Annotated in this window: 10 protein-coding genes; all 10 read left to right on the forward strand. The window is 33.7% G+C overall.

Annotation, left to right across the window (positions count from 1 at the left end; genetic code table 11):
- The first annotated feature begins 26 nt into the window (after nucleotides 1-26).
- The 10 genes from EC328_RS00545 to EC328_RS00590 all read left to right on the forward strand — a co-directional run bounded on the left by EC328_RS00545 (nucleotide 27) and on the right by EC328_RS00590 (nucleotide 19,704).
- Nucleotides 27-3,257: a helicase-related protein gene (locus EC328_RS00545; RefSeq protein WP_128424987.1), complete on the forward strand. Its 3,231-nt coding sequence runs from the start codon at nucleotides 27-29 to the stop codon at nucleotides 3,255-3,257.
- Between the two features lie 10 nt (nucleotides 3,258-3,267).
- Nucleotides 3,268-3,876 (forward strand): DUF4391 domain-containing protein, encoded by a 609-nt coding sequence (locus tag EC328_RS00550; protein ID WP_128424988.1) that lies wholly within the window; start codon nucleotides 3,268-3,270, stop codon nucleotides 3,874-3,876.
- A 2-nt stretch (nucleotides 3,877-3,878) separates the two neighbouring features.
- Nucleotides 3,879-5,888, forward strand: a complete 2,010-nt coding sequence (locus EC328_RS00555; RefSeq protein ID WP_206363876.1) for a site-specific DNA-methyltransferase — start codon at nucleotides 3,879-3,881, stop codon at nucleotides 5,886-5,888.
- The gene (locus EC328_RS00560) at nucleotides 5,889-8,966 is read left to right on the forward strand and encodes a type III restriction-modification system endonuclease (protein ID WP_128424989.1); all 3,078 of its coding nucleotides are present in this window, start codon (nucleotides 5,889-5,891) and stop codon (nucleotides 8,964-8,966) included.
- Nucleotides 8,967-9,225: 259 nt separating this feature from the next.
- Nucleotides 9,226-10,323 (forward strand): radical SAM protein, encoded by a 1,098-nt coding sequence (locus tag EC328_RS00565; RefSeq protein WP_128424990.1) that lies wholly within the window; start codon nucleotides 9,226-9,228, stop codon nucleotides 10,321-10,323.
- Nucleotides 10,324-10,353: 30 nt separating this feature from the next.
- Nucleotides 10,354-12,354, forward strand: a complete 2,001-nt coding sequence (locus EC328_RS00570) for a DEAD/DEAH box helicase (protein WP_128424991.1) — start codon at nucleotides 10,354-10,356, stop codon at nucleotides 12,352-12,354.
- Nucleotides 12,347-15,784 carry a helicase-related protein gene (locus EC328_RS00575; protein ID WP_128424992.1) on the forward strand — a complete coding sequence of 1,146 codons (3,438 nt, stop codon included), beginning with the start codon at nucleotides 12,347-12,349 and terminating at the stop codon, nucleotides 15,782-15,784. Before EC328_RS00570 ends, EC328_RS00575 begins: the two co-directional genes overlap by 8 nt.
- A gap of 106 nt (nucleotides 15,785-15,890) precedes the next feature.
- The gene (locus EC328_RS00580) at nucleotides 15,891-17,732 is read left to right on the forward strand and encodes a hypothetical protein (protein ID WP_128424993.1); all 1,842 of its coding nucleotides are present in this window, start codon (nucleotides 15,891-15,893) and stop codon (nucleotides 17,730-17,732) included.
- Nucleotides 17,732-19,339 carry an NERD domain-containing protein gene (locus EC328_RS00585; protein WP_128424994.1) on the forward strand — a complete coding sequence of 536 codons (1,608 nt, stop codon included), beginning with the start codon at nucleotides 17,732-17,734 and terminating at the stop codon, nucleotides 19,337-19,339. Before EC328_RS00580 ends, EC328_RS00585 begins: the two co-directional genes overlap by 1 nt.
- Nucleotides 19,340-19,371: 32 nt before the next feature.
- Nucleotides 19,372-19,704 carry a hypothetical protein gene (locus EC328_RS00590; protein ID WP_128424995.1) on the forward strand — a complete coding sequence of 111 codons (333 nt, stop codon included), beginning with the start codon at nucleotides 19,372-19,374 and terminating at the stop codon, nucleotides 19,702-19,704.
- Nucleotides 19,705-19,756 lie beyond the last annotated feature (52 nt).

Consider the following 19,756-nt stretch of genomic DNA (forward strand, 5'->3'; position numbering starts at 1 on the left):
CCGCAACTCTTAATCGGGGGGAAGTTATGGAAATACTCGATAACATTAATAAAACTGTAAAGGAAGATTTAGAACGAACGGTATCAAAGGGAGATAAGCTAGCAATTGCATCTGCATGCTTCTCGATTTATGCATATGAAGCTCTCAGGAAGCAATTGGAAAGTATTGATGAAATGAGATTTATATTTACTGCACCAACTTTTTTAAATGAGAAGATTCCGAGAGAAAAAAGAGAATTCTATATACCTCGATTGAATCGAGAACGTTCATTATTCGGTACTGAGTTTGAAGTTAAGTTGAGAAATGAAATGACTCAAAAGGTAGTAGCTCGAGAGTGTGCAGATTGGATAAGAAAAAAAGTCCAGTTTCGTTCAAATACTACCGGTGGATCAATTGGTACGTTCTTTAGTGTCGTAAAAAACGATGAGACAATTACTTATTCTCCATTTAACTCATTCACTACTTCAGATTTAGGTTGTGAACGTGGGAACAATATCATAAACATGGTCAACCGGATAGATTCTCCGTTATCCAAAGAGTATATTAAGATGTTCGAACAGATTTGGAATGATAAAAACATACTTCAAGACGTTACTGAACAGGTAATCGAAGATATTACAGCAGCTTATAATGAAAACTCTCCAGAATTTATATACTTTATTGCAATATACAATATCTTTAGTGAATTTCTTGAGGATATAAATGATGATATACTTCCCAAAGAAGCAACAGGGTTTAAAGAAACCCAAATATGGAAAAAACTATATGATTTCCAACAAGATGCTGTGTTAGCTATTATCAATAAGTTAGAAAATTATAATGGATGTATTCTAGCAGATAGTGTTGGTTTAGGGAAAACATTTACTGCTCTTGCTGTTATAAAATACTATGAGCTTAGAAATCGTAATGTTTTAGTACTATGCCCTAAGAAGCTAGGAGATAATTGGCTAACATTTAAAGAAAACTACCTTAACAATCCGATAGCTTCGGATCGTCTAAGGTATGACGTACTCTATCATACAGATTTATCTCGTGAAAGTGGTCGCTCTGGGAGTATAGATATCTCTAAGCTAAACTGGAGTAATTACGATCTTATTGTCATCGATGAAAGCCATAATTTTCGTAATGGTGGTGATTACTCAAGAAATGGAGATATAAAACGAGAAAATAGGTATCTTACACTCCTTAATAAAGTAATTAGACAAGGAGTAAAAACAAAAGTTCTTATGCTCTCTGCAACACCGGTAAATAATGGTTTTTCTGATTTGAGACATCAGCTCGAACTTGCATATGAAGGGGATTCATCACAAATAAGCGAAAAGCTAGAGATAGAAAAGCCGATTGATGTTATATTTAGGGTTGCACAAACTGCCTTCAATAGATGGAGCAAGTTAGGTCCGAAGGAAAGAACTACAGAAAGTCTACTGCGCTCGCTGGATTTTGATTTTTTTACAATTCTTGACAGCGTTACAATAGCTCGATCGAGGAAACACATAGTTAAATATTATAATGTTGAGGCTATAGGTAAATTTCCTGATCGCCTGAAACCCATCTCACTGCGTCCAAGATTGACAACCTTAGCTGGTGCTATAGATTATGATGAGATTTATAATTTACTAATGAAGTTGAATCTTGCTGTATATATTCCAACAGATTTTTTGCTTGAAAGTAAAAGATATAAGTATATAAATTCTGAATTAAATATTGATAGAGCAGGTCGAGAAATCGGGATAAGAAGGTTGATGTCAATAAACCTACTAAAGCGCCTCGAAAGCTCAGTTGCATCATTTAGAATAACACTTGATCGTGTATTAAATCTTATTGAGGGAACAATTGAGGCTATAGATGCGTATGAAAATGGTGATAATAGGATTTTAAAAGCACAGGATATTTCGGAAGAAGACTTTGATGGTGATGATAGGAACACTACTTTGTTTGGAAATAATACGAAGAAAATTGACATAGATCTAGGCGATATGGATTACATAACCTGGAGAGATAAGCTATTTGATGATACAGAGATATTACAATTATTATCATCCATGATCAGGGACATTACACCAGAACATGATTCAAAACTACAATCATTAGTTGATCTAATCTCTGTTAAGATCCAAAACCCTATTAATGAAAATAATAAGAAAGTAATTGTGTTCTCAGCATTTTCTGACACTGTAGATTATCTATATGCTCAGATAGGTACAGTAATAAAAGAAAGATTTGGGCTTAATACAGCTATGATAACAGGTACAACTGAAGGTAGAACTACAGCCAAATTACAACGTACGGATATGAATACAATACTTACACTATTCTCACCAAAAGCAAAAGATAAAGAACTATTAATGCCAAATAATCCGATGGAGATTGATATCCTAATAGCAACAGACTGTATTTCTGAAGGACAAAACTTACAAGACTGTGACTATTGCGTTAATTATGACATACATTGGAATCCTGTCAGAATTATTCAGAGATTTGGACGGGTTGACCGCATTGGGAGCCATAATAATTCAATTCAGCTCGTGAATTTTTGGCCAAATATTGGATTAGATAAGTATCTCGAATTAAAAGGGAGAGTGGAGACTCGTATGAAAGCATCAGTAATGGTTGCTACTGGTGATGATAATCCTATTGACCCTGATGAATTAGGAGATCTTGAGTACAGAAAGTCTCAACTAGAACGCCTACAAAATGAAGTTGTCGATATTGAAGACATGCAGAATGGTGTGTCTATTATGGATTTAGGCCTGAATGAGTTTAGACTAGATCTTCTCGACTACGTTAAAAAACATGATAATCTAGATAAAGTTCCATTTGGTCTTCATGCAGTTGTAAATGGTAATGAAGAAACCCCTAAAGGAACAATATTTGTATTGAAGAATAATAACACTAAAATCGACAATCAAAGTAGGAATCAACTACACCCATTTTATATGGTCTATGTACAGGATGATTCAAGAGTGTTTATAGATCATTTGCAACCTAAAAAATTATTAGATGTACTTAGACAAATCTGCAAGGGGAAATCAGAACCAATATTAGACCTTTGTAAGCAATTCAATCTTGAGACAAAAGACGGGAAAAACATGAAGCATTATTCAGACCTCCTTTATTTTGCAGTGGAGTCAATAGTAGATCTCAATGAAGATGATATACTTGATAGATTCCTTTCAGGTAAACAAATTTCATTTGCAGCAAATACAATCGATGGACTAGATGACTTTGAGTTAGTATGCTTCATTAATGTGAGGTGAGATTTTTAGTATGTTTGGATTACCAAAATCAACTGAAATGAGTAAGTCAATACCCAAAAGTGCAATATTCAAGAAGTTTAAACCATGCTCAATAGATCATAATCTATTTGATGATCAGATCCATCGAATAACAATTGTTGCTGAGGTTTCTCCTAAGACTGTTAGTATAGCAGCAAGTGATGAACTTACAAGTTTTTTTATTGTTTTGGTTCAATTAAAGACTGTTGATTGCGATAAAAAGAATATATTGCTTTTATCAAAGCTTATTGATCAGAAAATGATATTTGCTTTGCAATATGAAAATACGATTAAGTTCGCTGTTTACAGAGCAAATAGAGTCAATATATCCGATAGTAGATCAGTTGATAAATGGGAGTTCAGACTTAAAGGATTTGATTTAGTATCAACTTGGGATCACCTATTCTCTGATATTTTTGGGATTGAACTTTTAGAAGGTAAGAAATTGGACGAAATAATTATCCAGAATGAGCTTAGAGATAAAGTTAGAAAGCAATTGGAAATTCTTGAAAACAAAGCAATGATTGAAAAACAACCAAGACGAAAATGGGAACTAGTAGAAGAGATCAATAAATTAAAAGAACAATTAGAGGGAGTGTAATTATGAATAAACATGAGAGACTAAATATGCATACTCAAAATTTAGCAAATGAGAAATTCTCTACTCTTGTAAAAATGTTCCCAAACGCAGTGACTGAGGCAATAAGAGGTTATGATGAAAATGGGGAAGCAATAATTGAAAGATCAATAGATGCAGATGTACTTTCACAGGAAATTAATACCCATGTTGTTGCTGGAAAAGAAGAGAGATATCAATTTACTTGGCCAGATAAGAAGAAATCAGTGCTACTGGCAAATTCACCATTAGCAGCAACTTTACGACCATGTCGTGAAGAAAGTGTTGATTTTGATACTACTGAAAATCTTTATATTGAAGGGGATAATCTTGATGTACTTAAGTTGCTCCGTGAGACATATTTGAATAGAGTAAAGATGATATATATTGATCCACCTTATAACACTGGGAATGATTTCATATATGAAGATGATTTTGCAGAAGAAACAGGTGAATTTCTTCGCCGAGATGGTCAATTTGATCAGCAAGGCAATCGTTTAATTTCAAATTTCGATAGTAATGGACGATTTCATACAGATTGGTTAAATATGATTTATCCCAGACTTCGCATGGCAAGGGACTTGTTGATGGATGATGGTGTGATGCTTATTAGTATTGATGATAATGAAGTCGAAAATCTAAAAAAGATTTGTAATGAAGTATTTGGTTCTTCAAATTTTGTAGACTGTATAACTTGGAATACTCGTGTACCCAAAAATGATAATAAGGGACTTGGAAACATACACCAATACATATTGGTGTATGTAAAACAATCACAAAGAAATAGGCAATTTATGATGCCTAAAGATGGTTTAGATGAAATTTCCGAGCTCCTTGAAAAAATGAAGAAACAAAGCATACCAATACCTGAAGCAGAAGAAGAATTAAAGAAACTATACAATAAAAAAGGATATGATAGAGGTATCACTCTATATAACTCATTAGATGAAAGTTACCAACCTTGGGGAAAAATCAACATGAGTTGGCCCAACAGCAATACATTTGGACCAAATTATGATGTATTACATCCCGTAACTAAAAAACCGACCAAGAAGCCTGATCGTGGATGGAGATGGAATCAGCAAACATTTAGTAACAATTTAGACTACGAAAATGTTATTGAAAGACATGACGGAAGTTTTATCTGTGGTAATATTTGGTTTGCAAAAGATGAAAATACTCAACCAAGTTCAATTAAATATTTACGCGATGTTGGCAAAATGCTACTAAGAACTATTGTTAGTTTAAAAAGTGACGGTGGAGTGGAACTTGAAAACATCTTTGAAGGGAAAAGCTTTTTTTCAAATCCAAAACCAACTTCATTGATAAAATTGCTCATAGAATCTATCGAAGAAAAAGAAGGAATTTTCCTTGATTTCTTCTCAGGTTCAGCAACGACAGCCCATGCGATAATGAGATTAAATTCAGAAGATGGGGGTAATCGCAAATTCATTATGGTTCAAATACCTGAACTCTGTGATGAAAAAAGTGAAGCGTTTAAAGCTGGATACAGCAACATTTGCGAAATAGGGAAAGAACGTATTCGTCGAGTGGGGATAAAGATTAAGGAAGAAGCTGGTTTAATAGCCCAAAACTTAGACATAGGTTTTCGAGTTCTTAAGCTAGATAGTAGCAATATGAAAGATGTATATTATACACCAGAAGAGTATGGAAAACAGGGCTTTAACTTGGAAGGTTTTATGGACAATATAAAACCGGATCGTACAGATGAAGACTTGCTATTTCAAGTTATGCTAGAACTCGGCATTCCACTTTCAGCTAAAATCAAACAAGAGAACAAAGAGTTTTCTGTTAACGATAATTACTTAATTGCTTGTTTTGAGAGAGTTGATACTACTATGATTACTGATATTGCAAAGAAACAACCATATTATGCCGTATTTAGAGATAGTAGTTTTATAAATGATAGTTCACTAATCAATGTTGAACAAATTTTCAACACGTATAGTCCTCACACTATAAGGAGGGTATTGTAGATGAAATTTAAATTTAAAATACAACCCTTTCAATCTGAAGCTGCCAATAGTATAGTAAAAGTTTTCTCGGGGCAACCCAAGCAAGGCCACTTACAATATCGCCGAGACATTGGAAAGAAGCAATCGCAGATGACCTTTGAAGAGCAAGACATAGATTATGAGGTAGGATATCGCAATTCAGAAATTGAATTAAGTAAAGACCAGTTACTCAAAAATGTTCGAGCTATCCAAACCGCAAATAACATAAAAAATTCATCAGCCCTTGAGGATGGATTGGGCATAGTCTCTTTAGATGTTGAAATGGAAACTGGGACTGGTAAAACATACGTTTATATTAAGTCGATGTTTGAGCTGTACAAAACATACGGTTGGAGTAAATATATTGTTGTAGTCCCTAGTATAGCCATTCGTGAAGGTGTTAAGAAATCTTTTGAAATGACTCAAGAACACTTTATGGAGCTTTATGGTATTAAAGCCAGATTCTTTGTATATAACTCCTCAAACCTACATCAACTAGATGAGTTTTCTCAAAACTCAGGGATTAATGTAATGATAATTAATACTCAGGCATTCAATACTACAATGAATGAAGAGAAAAGTGTCGAAGGTAGAAAGGGAAACGAGGCTGCTCGTATCATCTATACTAAAAGAGATGAATTCGGATCACGTAGACCCATCGATGTTATCAAGGCTAATCGGCCGATAATAATTTTAGATGAACCTCAAAAGATGGGTGGAGCTGCGACACAGAATGCATTAAAAAAGAACTTTAATCCTTTGTTTTCACTAAATTTCTCTGCAACTCATAAGACTTCCCATAACCTTATTTATGTACTTGATGCATTGGACGCTTTTAAGAAAAAGCTAGTTAAGAAAATTGAGGTAAAGGGATTTGACCTTAAGAATTTGAGCGGTACAAACAGGTATATTTATCTTGCAGAAATTGTTATTGATCGAAAAAAACCACCAAGAGCTCGATTAGAATATGAAGTTAGGCGTGCTAACGGGGTTAGTAGAGAGACTAGATTGCTGGAAGTAGGTGATAGCCTATATACTGCATCTAATGGTTTGGAAGAGTATAAAGGTTTATCTATTGTTGAAGTTGATCCGATAAGGTCTATTGTTACCTTTTCAAACGGGGGAACTTTAGAGCCTGGTGAAGCGACTGGGAATGTGAATGAAGATGATATTCGAAGGATACAAATCCGTGAGACAATCGTATCTCATTTTGATAAAGAAGAGAAATTATTTGACCAAGGAATAAAGTGTTTATCACTATTTTTTATCGATGAAGTATCAAAATATCGACAATATGATGAAGATGGTAACGAAACTACAAGCGAGTACGGTAGGATATTTGAAGAAGAGTATAATGCTGTTCTTAATGAGAAACTAACCTTCTTCCCAACAGAATATCAAAGCTATTTGAGGAGCATTGAAACTAAGGAAACACACAGAGGATATTTTTCAATTGATAAGAAGGGACGAGCAATAAATAGTGAAGTAAAACGTGGCAGTGAATATTCTGATGATATTAGTGCATACGACCTGATTCTTAAGAATAAGGAGCGGTTGCTGTCATTTGATGAGCCAACAAGATTTATATTTTCACATTCCGCTTTGCGAGAAGGATGGGATAATCCAAATGTATTTCAGATTTGCACATTAAAGCATTCTGACAATGTCACAGCTAAAAGACAAGAGGTTGGAAGAGGATTACGCCTTTGTGTAAATAAGAATGGAGATCGACAAGATATAGATGAATGTGGAGAATCACTTGTTCATGGATTAAATGTCCTAACAGTTGTTGCTAGCGAAAGCTATGCTTGTTTTGTCGCAGACTTGCAAAAAGAAATTAAAGCTGATCTATACGATAGACCCACAAAGGCTAGTGTTGAATATTTCGAAAATAAGAATGTATTAGTTGGGGATGAACTTTATTCAATTACGGCGGCTGAAGCTACAGCGATATATAATTATCTTGTACGGAATGATTATGTTGATGATAATGGCACCATTACGGAAATTTATCGAGCTGCAGTAGAAGTGGGCAGTTTTGCACCACTTAAGAAAGAGTTAGAACCGCTTGGCAGTGGCATTCATAAATTGGTACAAGCAATATTTGATCCTAACGTACTTGAAGATATGATTGACAAGGGGAATAAAACAAAAGTCCATGAAAACCCAATAAATGAGAATTGGAAGGATTTCATCGAGCTTTGGGAGAAAATCAACAAAAAATATGCTTACACTGTTGACTTTGATAGCGAAGAACTGATTAAGAAATCTACAAGTGCTATCGAAACTGACTTGAGAGTATCTAGGTTGATGTATGTACTGACTAAAGGTGAGCAAACAGGAACAGAGTTTGAGATCAATCGTTCAGAGACTAAAAAGCTTGATAGATCAAAAGGGAGCCTAGTTGAATATGATCTAATAGGTAAGATAGCGGAAGCTACGACTTTAACTAGGAAAACCATTACAAAGATTTTAATGGGGATATCAAAACCGAAGTTATGGATGTTCCAAGAAAACCCGGAAGAATTTATAAGTAAAGTATCTGGAATAATAAACCAACAAAAAGCTTCTGTAGTAATAGAACATATAACATACATACCTAGTGCTGAAGAACCATATTCACAAGACATTTTTAATATGAGTCGTACATCTGATGAATATTCGAAAGCTTTTAAGGCAAAACGTTCAATCCAGGACTTTGTATTTACGGACGGCACTTCACCTGATAGTGTTGAAAGACGATTTGCTGAAGATTTAGATGTGGCTGATGAAGTAATAGTCTATGCAAAACTTCCTAAAGGACCTAGAGGTTTTTATATTCCTACCCCTGTTGGCAAGTACTCACCAGACTGGGCGATCTCATTTAAAAAGGGAGCTGTAAAACACATTTTCTTTATAGCAGAAACTAAAGGCACTATGGACAGTCTCCAACTAAGGCCTATTGAGCAAACTAAGATTTCATGTGCGAAGAAATTATTTAATGAGATCTCTACAAGTGAAGTAAAATATCATGATGTAGACAGTTATCAAAGCTTATTAGCGATTATGGATTCGGTTTAAGTATAGAACAAGATTAGCCCCAAAAGTCATTAGAAGATGATTTTTGGGGTTATTTATTTTGTAATTCATGTATTTTGCTCAACTGAAATTAAAGTCTAAGGTATGCATGAATTATCAGAGAAAACGAAGAAAATAGATTCAAATATTTACCATCTATGGTATTATTAAATTAATGTAAGAATTATTTGAAAATGCTTAATTATACTTATCTTAAACACCATAAACAACAAAGCAAAACAGACCAAAGGCAGGGATAAAAATGAAGATTGGGTTAATAGATGCAGATTTATTGGATAATGGAACCAAACACCCGAATCTTGCATTGATGAAACTTAGTGCGTACCATAAAGCAGCCGGAGATGATGTACATTTAATAAAAAACTATAATGATGACCTGGACTCATTTGACAAATTATTAATGTCTAAGGTATTCAATTTTACGAAGGTTCCGGATCAGGTATTGTTACGTGAAAATTTAAAAAAAGGCGGTACTGGTTTCTCGGAGGATGGAGGAGAATGTTTGCCTTACGAGGTTGAACATCATATGCCTGATTATTCGCTTTATGATGATTATATTCATTTACAAGTTAGCAAAGGTAAAAATATCAAATCATTTTATGCTTATACTGATTATTCAATAGGATTTTTAACAAGAGGTTGCTTTAGAAAGTGTAATTTTTGTGTTAACAAGAAATATGATAGAGCGGTAAGACATGCTTATATTGAAGAATTTTTAGACAGTAGTAGGAAAAAGATTTACCTTTGGGATGATAATATTTTAGCTTTTGAAGGGTGGAAGGAAGTCTTATATGAGTTAGAAAGTATCAAGAAACCATTTCAGTTTAGACAAGGGCTAGATATAAGGCTTATGACATCTGAAAAAGCTAAAATACTGTCTGAGTTAAAATACAGCGGTGACTACATATTTGCATTTGACAATATTGACGATAGAAATCTTATAATTGAGAAGCTTAAAATCTGGAGAGAGCAATGCAAAAAAACAACAAAGTTATATGTTCTTACTGCGTATTACTCCCAGGATGAAAAAGATATTATTGATACTTTTGAAAGAATAAAAATAATCATGGAGTACGGTTGTCTACCATATATTATGAGATATGAAAAATATAAAGAATCTAAGCATCGAAGTCTTTATATTCAACTTGCAAGGTGGTGTAATCAGCCACAATTCTTCAAAAAGATGAGTTTCAGGCAATTTTGTGAAGCTAATCAGAAATATCATAAAACTGAAGGAACTTTATGTTCAGCCTATAGGGCATTAGCGGATTTTGAATTCCAATATCCTGAGATATCAAGAGAGTATTTTGATTTACGTTATGAGGATGTAAAACAATAAAAAGATCAGTATTTTGAAAGGGGATATACTATGGAGATTATACCAAAAAGATTAGATAATCTGGATCTTTCCCAAGGAGAAAAATTATTGATCAAAAAGTTAGAACAATTGCACGCTGAGGATGGTTCAATTCTTTTAGCTAAAGCAAATCCTGTTGGTAGTGCAAACATACATGCTCTCATATCTAGCAAAGGAGTAGTATTTATTGAGCATAATAGTATTAATAACACTAGTGTATTACCTCATGTAGTTAAAGGTATTGAGAGTAATAGTACTGATCAAGCAAGAAAGATTCACTCTAGATTGAGTCAGCATAAAATGCTTAAAGTTAAAAACGGTGATAAAGAATTCCTAAAATTTCCGTTTACATATAAGGTTTATTTTAGTGAGCTGAAGGAAAAGGAGGTAACTAAATTAGATGTCGCAGGAGATGATAAAGAATTTCTAAGAGATCACTGCATATATCAAGACACTCAGATCTCTGAAGAAAAACCACTTTTCAAAATTTTCAAAGATACTTCGACAAGAAGAGATCTTCAATATGCTCTACACTCTAATGTTAAGAATTCTTATTGGGGAGATTGGGATGGATTTAGCAAAGAAGAGATTAATTATGTGATCCAGATGATTTGCCCCGAGTATACTATACCTATTCCTAATTCCCACGAGGCCGAAACACCTCAAGTGGAAAATATTGCTGTCAACGAATCTGAAGAAGTGTATGACATTAGCAAAGATGATTTTAATGTAAAAGTACATCGTTTGGATGAAGAGCAGATTCAAATTATAAATAATCTTAGAAAAGGGAATCAGCTTATTCTTGCATGTGCTGGGAGTGGTAAGAGCGTTATTCTAATTTCTAAGGCTTTTAGAGCTGCCAGCATACATACAGATCAAAATTTCTTAATAACGTGTTTTAACAGAAACCTTGCAAGCTTTTACCAATGGAAGATGGGTTACTCAGGGTATAGAGAGCGAAATGTAAAAGCGGTGACTTTTCACAAGCTAATACAAGAATTGTTACACGAAGCAGGAATTCAATATTCAAGAATTGATCATGAAGAAAATTTTGAAAAAGCAAATAAAGCTCTACATGAAGGCAAAATTAAGAGAAGATATTATGGTATCTTTTTAGACGAGATTCAAGTATTTAAGCCTGAATGGTATGAGTTTTGCTATTATTTATTAGCGAATCACGATAGGGATAATTACTTCTTTACTATTTGTGGAGATATATCCCAAAACGTAAATAGAAACATTAAAAAAGGCGGCGCACCATGGCAGTCTACAGGTAATCTAGAGTTACCAAAATATACGGGTCGAAGCTTGAGAATTGACAAGAATTATAGAAATTCAATTGAAATTAATGATTTTGTTACTGAAATCACCAGGGTGTCAAAACAATATCTTCAAGAGTTCAACATTAATGTTGAAAATGAAGAAGAGACATTCTTAATGGGGAAAGCTTTTAGAACATCAACAAAGCCTCGTGTAATTAAATCAGATAGAATGAAAGTGGTAGATAAAGTAGTTGAAGAGATTATTTACTTGAGAGATAAAAACAAGGTACCATTGGAAAGAATCGCAATAATTTTCCCATTCAGACAATATCAGCCAAATAGGTATTACTTTTATAATTGGTTGGTTGATAAACTAAGAGAAAAATACATTGAGAGCTATTCATTAATAGTCGGACAAGATGGGACTTTGCCTGCTATATATGGCATGAATAGCGGAGTTGCGCTTACGACGATCGAATCATCACTTGGACTGGATTTTGACGCAGTAATTTTGAGCGGATTATTTCCGATGGGAAGTTACTATAATTCGAAAAATAAAACTAGGATGACTAATTCAGGAGGTACTAACGATGAGCTCAACCAGGAGTTCATTGATTGCATAAACAAAATCTATACTGCTTGTACTAGAGCAAGAGACCACTTAACTATAGTCCTTGAAGAAGATGAAAATATTTCTTTGTACTCAAAAATTATTTTAGAGTCTTATGAAAGGGTGATGAACAATGACTAAGTCTTATAATAATAGAAAAATTTTCGCTGAGAAGATCTGTGAAGATTTCATTGATAGCATAACTGGGAGAAATGTAGAGCAGTTAAAAGGAATAAATCCTGATAAAGCCTACTATGTAGGGAAACTATTCCCAGTAATAGAAACACTAAATGGAAATGAAATGACCTCAAATGTTATCGTAAGTCAAATGTCTATAGATTTCTTTCTGAAGGAGGAACATATTCACAAGGCTAGAGTCGCAATCAAAATTAAGGGTGATTTCTATTATAGGGTTCTACCTACATATGAAGAGCAGCTTAATTACTATATAGATACAGTCAGCGACAAGATATCCGATATGGATTTAAATACAATTACTGAAATCAACGATTTTTTTAGGATGAACAGTAAGAATCTACAGATAACAAATCTTAATAAATGTGATATCTATAAAGTTTACAATAAAATCTCATTTGATGATACATATTTTGAAATTGAACTGGATGAAGTTGTAGCAGGGAAAGCTGAATCGAGATTTTCATTTAATAATAAAATAATTGAATACCTTGATGTAAAAATTGATGAAATTATGGCAAATCCAAAAGTATATAGACCTATAAATGATAACATTTCATCTCATAACTTGATTTCAGAAATTGAGTATGAAGAATTTTTGGATATGTTTAGGAATAAAGATATCCCAAGGCCGAATTTTAATATAGATCTATTAATCAATACCAAACTAGTGGGTGAAGGGAAATATAGGATTAGTGCCAGTCTAATAAACAAGACCGAGTCCAACATTGTGAGCAGGAACCTGGATAAAGCACCATATCTACCAATACTATTCAACTCTGGGGTGGAAATTTGCTTACAAAATGCTGAATATAGGGACATCGAGTTAGATTATTTCTTGGATGATTATAAGTATAATAAAACTACAAAGGGTATTGGGACCAACTGTAGCATAGAATTCGATGCAGAATCGAATAAACTTGTTAGTACCAACATTCCTATGTTCATTCAAAAAAGACTCAAAACTAGAGAAGATCTATCAGTTAAATTTATGGAGCTAATTGAAGATCCTGTAACTGTTTTGAATAAAGTTGCTAAGAGGATGGAAAAAGAATTAGATCAATGGGTTATCGATTATGAGACGAAGAAAGATCATCTGGTTTCAGACCGTGAACATCTAGAATCAGCACAAAGAACTTATACTGAGGAAATAAAGAGTTTTGAATTCGAAATAAAGAGATTTAAGTATGGTATTGAACAAATTAAGAATAGAGAAATGGTAAGAAAATCATTCATTAATATGAACAAAGCCTTTAAGAATACCTCTGATAAGTATGATAGTTGGAGACTTTTCCAGTTAGTATTCATCGTTTCAGTGATCCCAGATATAATTTCTACGCATTATGGAGAAGACGACATAGATAAATCATTCATAGATATGGTTGATTTGTTGTACTTCCCAACAGGTGGAGGAAAAACAGAAGCTTTCATAGGCTGCATAATTTTCACTTTATTCTTTGATAGAATAAGAGGAAAAAAGTCAGGCGTCTCTGGCCTTATTAAATATCCACTTAGGTTATTGTCTGTGCAACAAATAGATAGGTTGGCCAATGTCTTGGCAAGTGCTGAGATAATAAGAGAGCAGGAAGCAAAAATATTCGATGGGGATAGATTTTCCCTTGGATATTTTGTTGGAGATTCTAATACTCCAAATAAACTTACGGAGACATCTCTTCAAAATTATCTTTCCAAATCACAAGAACAACTTAATGATGAGCTAAGGATCATAGACTACTGCCCATTTTGCAAGCAGAAGTCTATTAATATTGCAGTTAATGAAGAGTCTCTAAGAATCATTCACACTTGTAACACTGAGGGGTGTCCCTCAAAAGGGGAGGTTCCGTTGATAATTGTAGACAACGAAATTTATAGATACCTCCCTTCAGTAATCATAAGCACAATAGATAAGATAGCATCAATAGGATTTCAATCAAACTTTAGAAACATTTTGGGGGATGTTTTTCATAAATGTCCTAAGCATGGATATACAAGTAAGAAGACTTGTACTGAAAAGGACTTGTGCAAAGTTGATGTGACAGAATTCATAGATGTTGAACTCTTTGACCCTTCACCTTCGCTAATTATTCAAGATGAGGTTCACTTAATTAGAGAGTCATTAGGAACTTTTAATTCTCACTACGAAACTTTAATACAGTATATGCTTGAAAATCTATGTCGTAGTAATAAAAAAGTCAAAGTAATTGGAGCTACTGCAACAATATCTAACTATGAAAAACAAATTTTAGACCTTTACAATAAACGACCAGTTAGGTTCCCAAGTAAATCACCTTTCATTGGTAAGGATTTTTACTCATATACTGATGACAATGATATTAATAGGATCATATTATCATATGCACCGTTTGGTAGATCAATTATGGACTCTGTTGTATATTCTTTGAAATATTTACGGAAAATAGTTCAAAAATACTATAGCGATATTGATTTAGTAAAAAAAATTAGTGGAATATACGTTGATTCTGATGAAGAAGCATTTGAGATTGTGAAAGATTATTGGATTTTTTTAGAGTACAACAATGTCAGAATAGATGGAAATAGAGTTATAAATGCAATTGAAAATATAATCAATCCTCAGTTAAGTGATGAGAATTTCAAGGAATTTGACATTAGAAAAATGACAGGAGATGAAAATTTCCAGGATGTAAGGAAAATATTGTCAGAAATTGAAAATAATGATGAAGTATTTGATGGGGTCAACCTTATTGCTGCAACTAGTATGATTTCACACGGAGTAGACGCTGAAAGATTTAATATGATGATGTTTTTCGGTATGCCAAACAATACTGCAGAATATATACAAGCATATTCGAGGGTAGGTAGAAAATATCCAGGTATTGTAATAGATATTATTAGACCAACTAGAGCTAAGGATATGTCTTATCTTAAATTCTTCGTAAAATTCCATGAGTTTAAAGACATCTTAATAGAACCTGTTCCGATCAACAGGTGGGCATCCAAAGCTATAGAGAGCACTTTAACAGGAATAGTATCAGCCATTCTTATTAACAATTATGATCTTAAGTACCAATATGAATATGGTAATATTTATGATATGAAGGTCTTCAAAAAACTGGTAGAGGCTGAACTTATTAATATAGAAGAGCTTACAAATCACGTTTTAAAAGCATATGCTTGTGAGCTTGAAGACGGTGGGAATAGCAACCCAAGCTACTACTATAAAGAATTCATTATAAGTAGCATTAATAGGATATATGAGTCAGTTAGAGATAAGACATTTAGCGATGAGTACTATTATCTGCCTAGCAAGGGGATTAGTCTTCTTGACAACAGGCTAAGTCCAGCTATGACCAGCTTAAGGTATACCGAGAATAGTGTAAATATCGAATTGAGGTGAGATTATGTCGAGATTAATGGAACGTAGTATACATCAAGCTTTATACAAATATTTACCCGAACAGTGGGGTGACTTTTATGACAAGGATGCTAGGATATCATACTCAATGAAAGTAACAGATTGGAATAGCAAACCACTTGAGAATATTAACAAAGAACGTATTTTTAGTGAAGTAAAGAATGAAGTTACTCAGTTTATGCTTAGGGGTGGGAGAGTTACAGGGTTGAATCCTGCCACCATGAATTCATCCAATTTCGTTGTACTAACACCGAAAGCATCTGGTAATCCTCAAATACCAGATATTGTTTCTAGTGTCAGCCCATTGACATTTTTTTGTACCAAATGTCACTCTGTGAAAGTATTCTCAAATAGTAGTTTTTTTATTAATAATCCTCGAAATGCAAAGTGTGACAAACCAGGATGTAATGGTGAATTAAAACAAATAGGGTTAATTTACGCATGCACTTGTGGGTGGGCTGGTCCTTTAATACCGAATAAGTGCACAACTACTGGGCATGGAATTCAGCATTTAACTTATAGGGCAGGTGAATTCAAATTTACTTGCAAGCTTGATGGGGTTAAAGTTGAAATGATGAAACGTTGCCCTGAGTGCAATACTAATTTATTCCCTAAGAATATTGCAACTGGAGATATATTTGTACCATTTAACTTTACTATGATTGAGTTGTTGGAACAGTTAGAAGAAAAGTTTGTTTTAGAAATTCAAAATTCTTCATATGTTGTTATCTCGAAATGGATAGGAAGAACAGGAGAAGAAGAATATAGAAAAATATTAAAATTTGATAAGAATGATGATGAAATGTTTAAAGAAATTGAAGACAATCTATGTAAATCTCTAATTGAAAATGGATTACCGGAAGACCAAGCGAGAGCAATAGCCAGATCAACTGTTCAAAAGAATAACCCAGAAAGTATTCTTGATAAGAAGGCAAACGAAGTAAAACCATTGATACATGCAAACCATCTTGCTAATGAGTATACTCTCAAGAAAACGGCAATTTCAATATTAGAGTACAACACAATTCTTGATAGTGGCGTTGGTATTTCAATTCTTGAGGGAGCCAACAAAGCTCTTCAAGAAAACAGCATTTTTTCTATTGAGGAATACCTTGAGATCGAGAAAAAATATGGATTTAAAAGCATCAAAGCATGCGGTAATATCCCAATACTAAATTGCGTTTATGGATATACACGTTTAGGCTATGACCCAAAGGATTTACCCAATGGTGGTCTAACTTTGAGAGCAATAAAACAAGAAACACCGGGACAGCGGAATGTGTATGCAACAAGGCTAACAACAGAAGGAATTCTATTTGAGCTGGATAGAGCTAGAATTATTAAATGGCTTATTGACAATGGTATTTTGGATGAAAACCAAGCACCAGATGTTGATAATGATGAGGAGTTGAAACTATGGTTTATAAACAATATCGACTTAGGTGCAATAAATTCCTTCTCAAAAATTGATAAGTATAGCAGCAAGTACACATACTATGTTTATAACCTAATACATAGCCTGAGCCATGCTCTAATCAAAGAATCTGAGGACTTTAGTGGATTGGATAAAAATTCTTTGGCAGAGTATCTATTCCCTTCAGTACCAGCGTTCTTCATCTATTGCCAGAATACCCAAGGCACAAGTCTTGGATCTTTATTCTCTTTATTTGGATCAGTACTACACAAATGGTTGTCAAAGACAAATGAAAATATGAATAAATGTGTTTTTGACCCTATATGCATCGATGGAGTAAGACGTGGAGAGCAAGGCGGATTAGTAGGTGATGACACAGATATTTCATGTATAGGTTGTTTGTATATTAATGAGGTATCGTGCAGACACTTCAATAAGGACTTAAACAGAAGATTTATAATCGGATACACGGATGTTAACGATAACAAGACTTATGGCTATTGGGAGGAATACTAATGGCAATAATGTATCCAGAGTCAATTGAAACCTATAATCCAACAGAATCTGAACGATATATTTACAATAAACTTAAGAGTATACTACCAGACAGCTATCGCGTTTTCTATTCAATTAAATGGTATACCTTGATAAATAATATACGTGTTGATAGTGAAAGTGATTTTTTAGTTCTTGATCCAACGCTTGGATACATTTGTATTGAGGTCAAAGGTGGAGAATCCATATTAGTTGAGGGAGATAAATGGATTTTGAAACTCAATGACAATGAAGAGCGGGTATTGAAAAGAAGCCCTTATAAACAAGCTGAAGAAAGCATGAGATATTTTAAGAATTATTATGAAGAGCAGTTTGGTCATTTTTATAAGGGTGTATTTGGTTATGCAGTAGCTTTTCCCTATTATAATATTGACGCTGAGTTGGGTCCTGGGTGCCCAAAAGAAATCACAATTCAATATTCTGACATGGAACTGCTAGCGAGAAGGATTAAAGAGATATTTAACTATTGGAGAGGTAACAATCATAATTTCATTGCTTTTTCATCTGATCAGAGGAAGAAGTTAATAAATGCTATCCATAAAAGAGTATCACTATCAGCTGCTGCTGGAGCCTTAATGGAGTACAAGAGGGCTCAACTTGAGTTAATAAACCGTGTACAGGATAACTATCTTCATTTCCTAATGAATCACAACCAGGTTTATATAACTGGAGGAGCAGGTACTGGGAAAACATGGATTGGTATTAAGAAAGCAAAAAATGATGCAAAGCTTGGTAAGAAAGTATTGTTTCTTTGTTCAAGCGCTACATTAGCCAATAGCATAAGAAGTGAGATTATAGGATTTGATAGTCTGAAGGTTTACACTATTAAAGATCTGGTAAAAGAAACCTTATCACCTGAGGAATATGATCAAGTTATTCGGTTTGAGGACCTTAGGGGAGTTGAAAATTTCATTGAGTCGAAGCAAAATATTGAGAAGTTTGACAGTATTGTAATCGATGAGGGTCAAGATTTTACAGCAGAACTAGCTTATATGGTTCGATTTTTCCTTAAAGATCAAATCGCTTCATCTCTGTACGTATTTTATGATTCCTTCCAAAACATTCATAAAAGAGACTTTGCAAATGAATTTGACATTAAGACTCCGCCTTTTCAACTTATTGAAAATCTTAGGAATACATCAAGTATTTATAAGTGGGCAGTTAATAGAACATCTCTAGGAGATAATGTAGTGCCAAATACTATTGAGGGTGCAGATCCTGAAAGCATTAACTTGATATCTATCCAGTCCGCAAGAAACAAACTAGAGAATATCTTAAGGACTCTCATCGACAAAGAGGGAGTCAACAATAAAAGTATTACTATCATCTCTGACTGCGATTATTCTTTAAGTATTTTAGGAGCTAGTGAAAATCTTGGTAAATGGGAATTTGTTACTACTTTAGAGCCAACGAAAGATAGCGATATTAGGTTTAGGACAATAGAACAATTCAAAGGCCTGGAATCAGATGTAATAATATTTCTCAATCATAATGATATATCGAAGGAGCTATATTATGTAGCATATACTAGAGCAAGGTTCTACCTCTATGAAATTAAGATTAAATAGATTTATAAATATTAATATTGGGAGGTTAAGCAATGCTAATTCCAGAGTTTGTAATGGGAATTTCTGATTATTTCGATATCCCAGGTAAAGGTATAGTGCTTATTGGACAAATATCTAAGGGTACTGTAAGGATCGATGATCACATTGAACTTATGAATGAAGAGGGATTGTTTACGGGGAATGCTACTGTAATTGGGATTGAAAGAATGAATGAAAAGCTTGATTACGCAACAGAGAATGATGCTATAGGACTGGTTATTAAAGGAGTTAGTAAAGAAACTTGTCATTTAAGTAAGATTGTTGTCAGAAGAAATATTGAAAATATTAATGAGACATTTGCAATCATTTTAGATATACCTTACTAGTCATTAAAAATATTATCGATTTTGCTATTAAAGAAAACTGAATAACAAATAT

This window comes from Gudongella oleilytica (assembly GCF_004101785.1).
Lineage (GTDB): Bacteria > Bacillota > Clostridia > Tissierellales > Tissierellaceae > Gudongella > Gudongella oleilytica.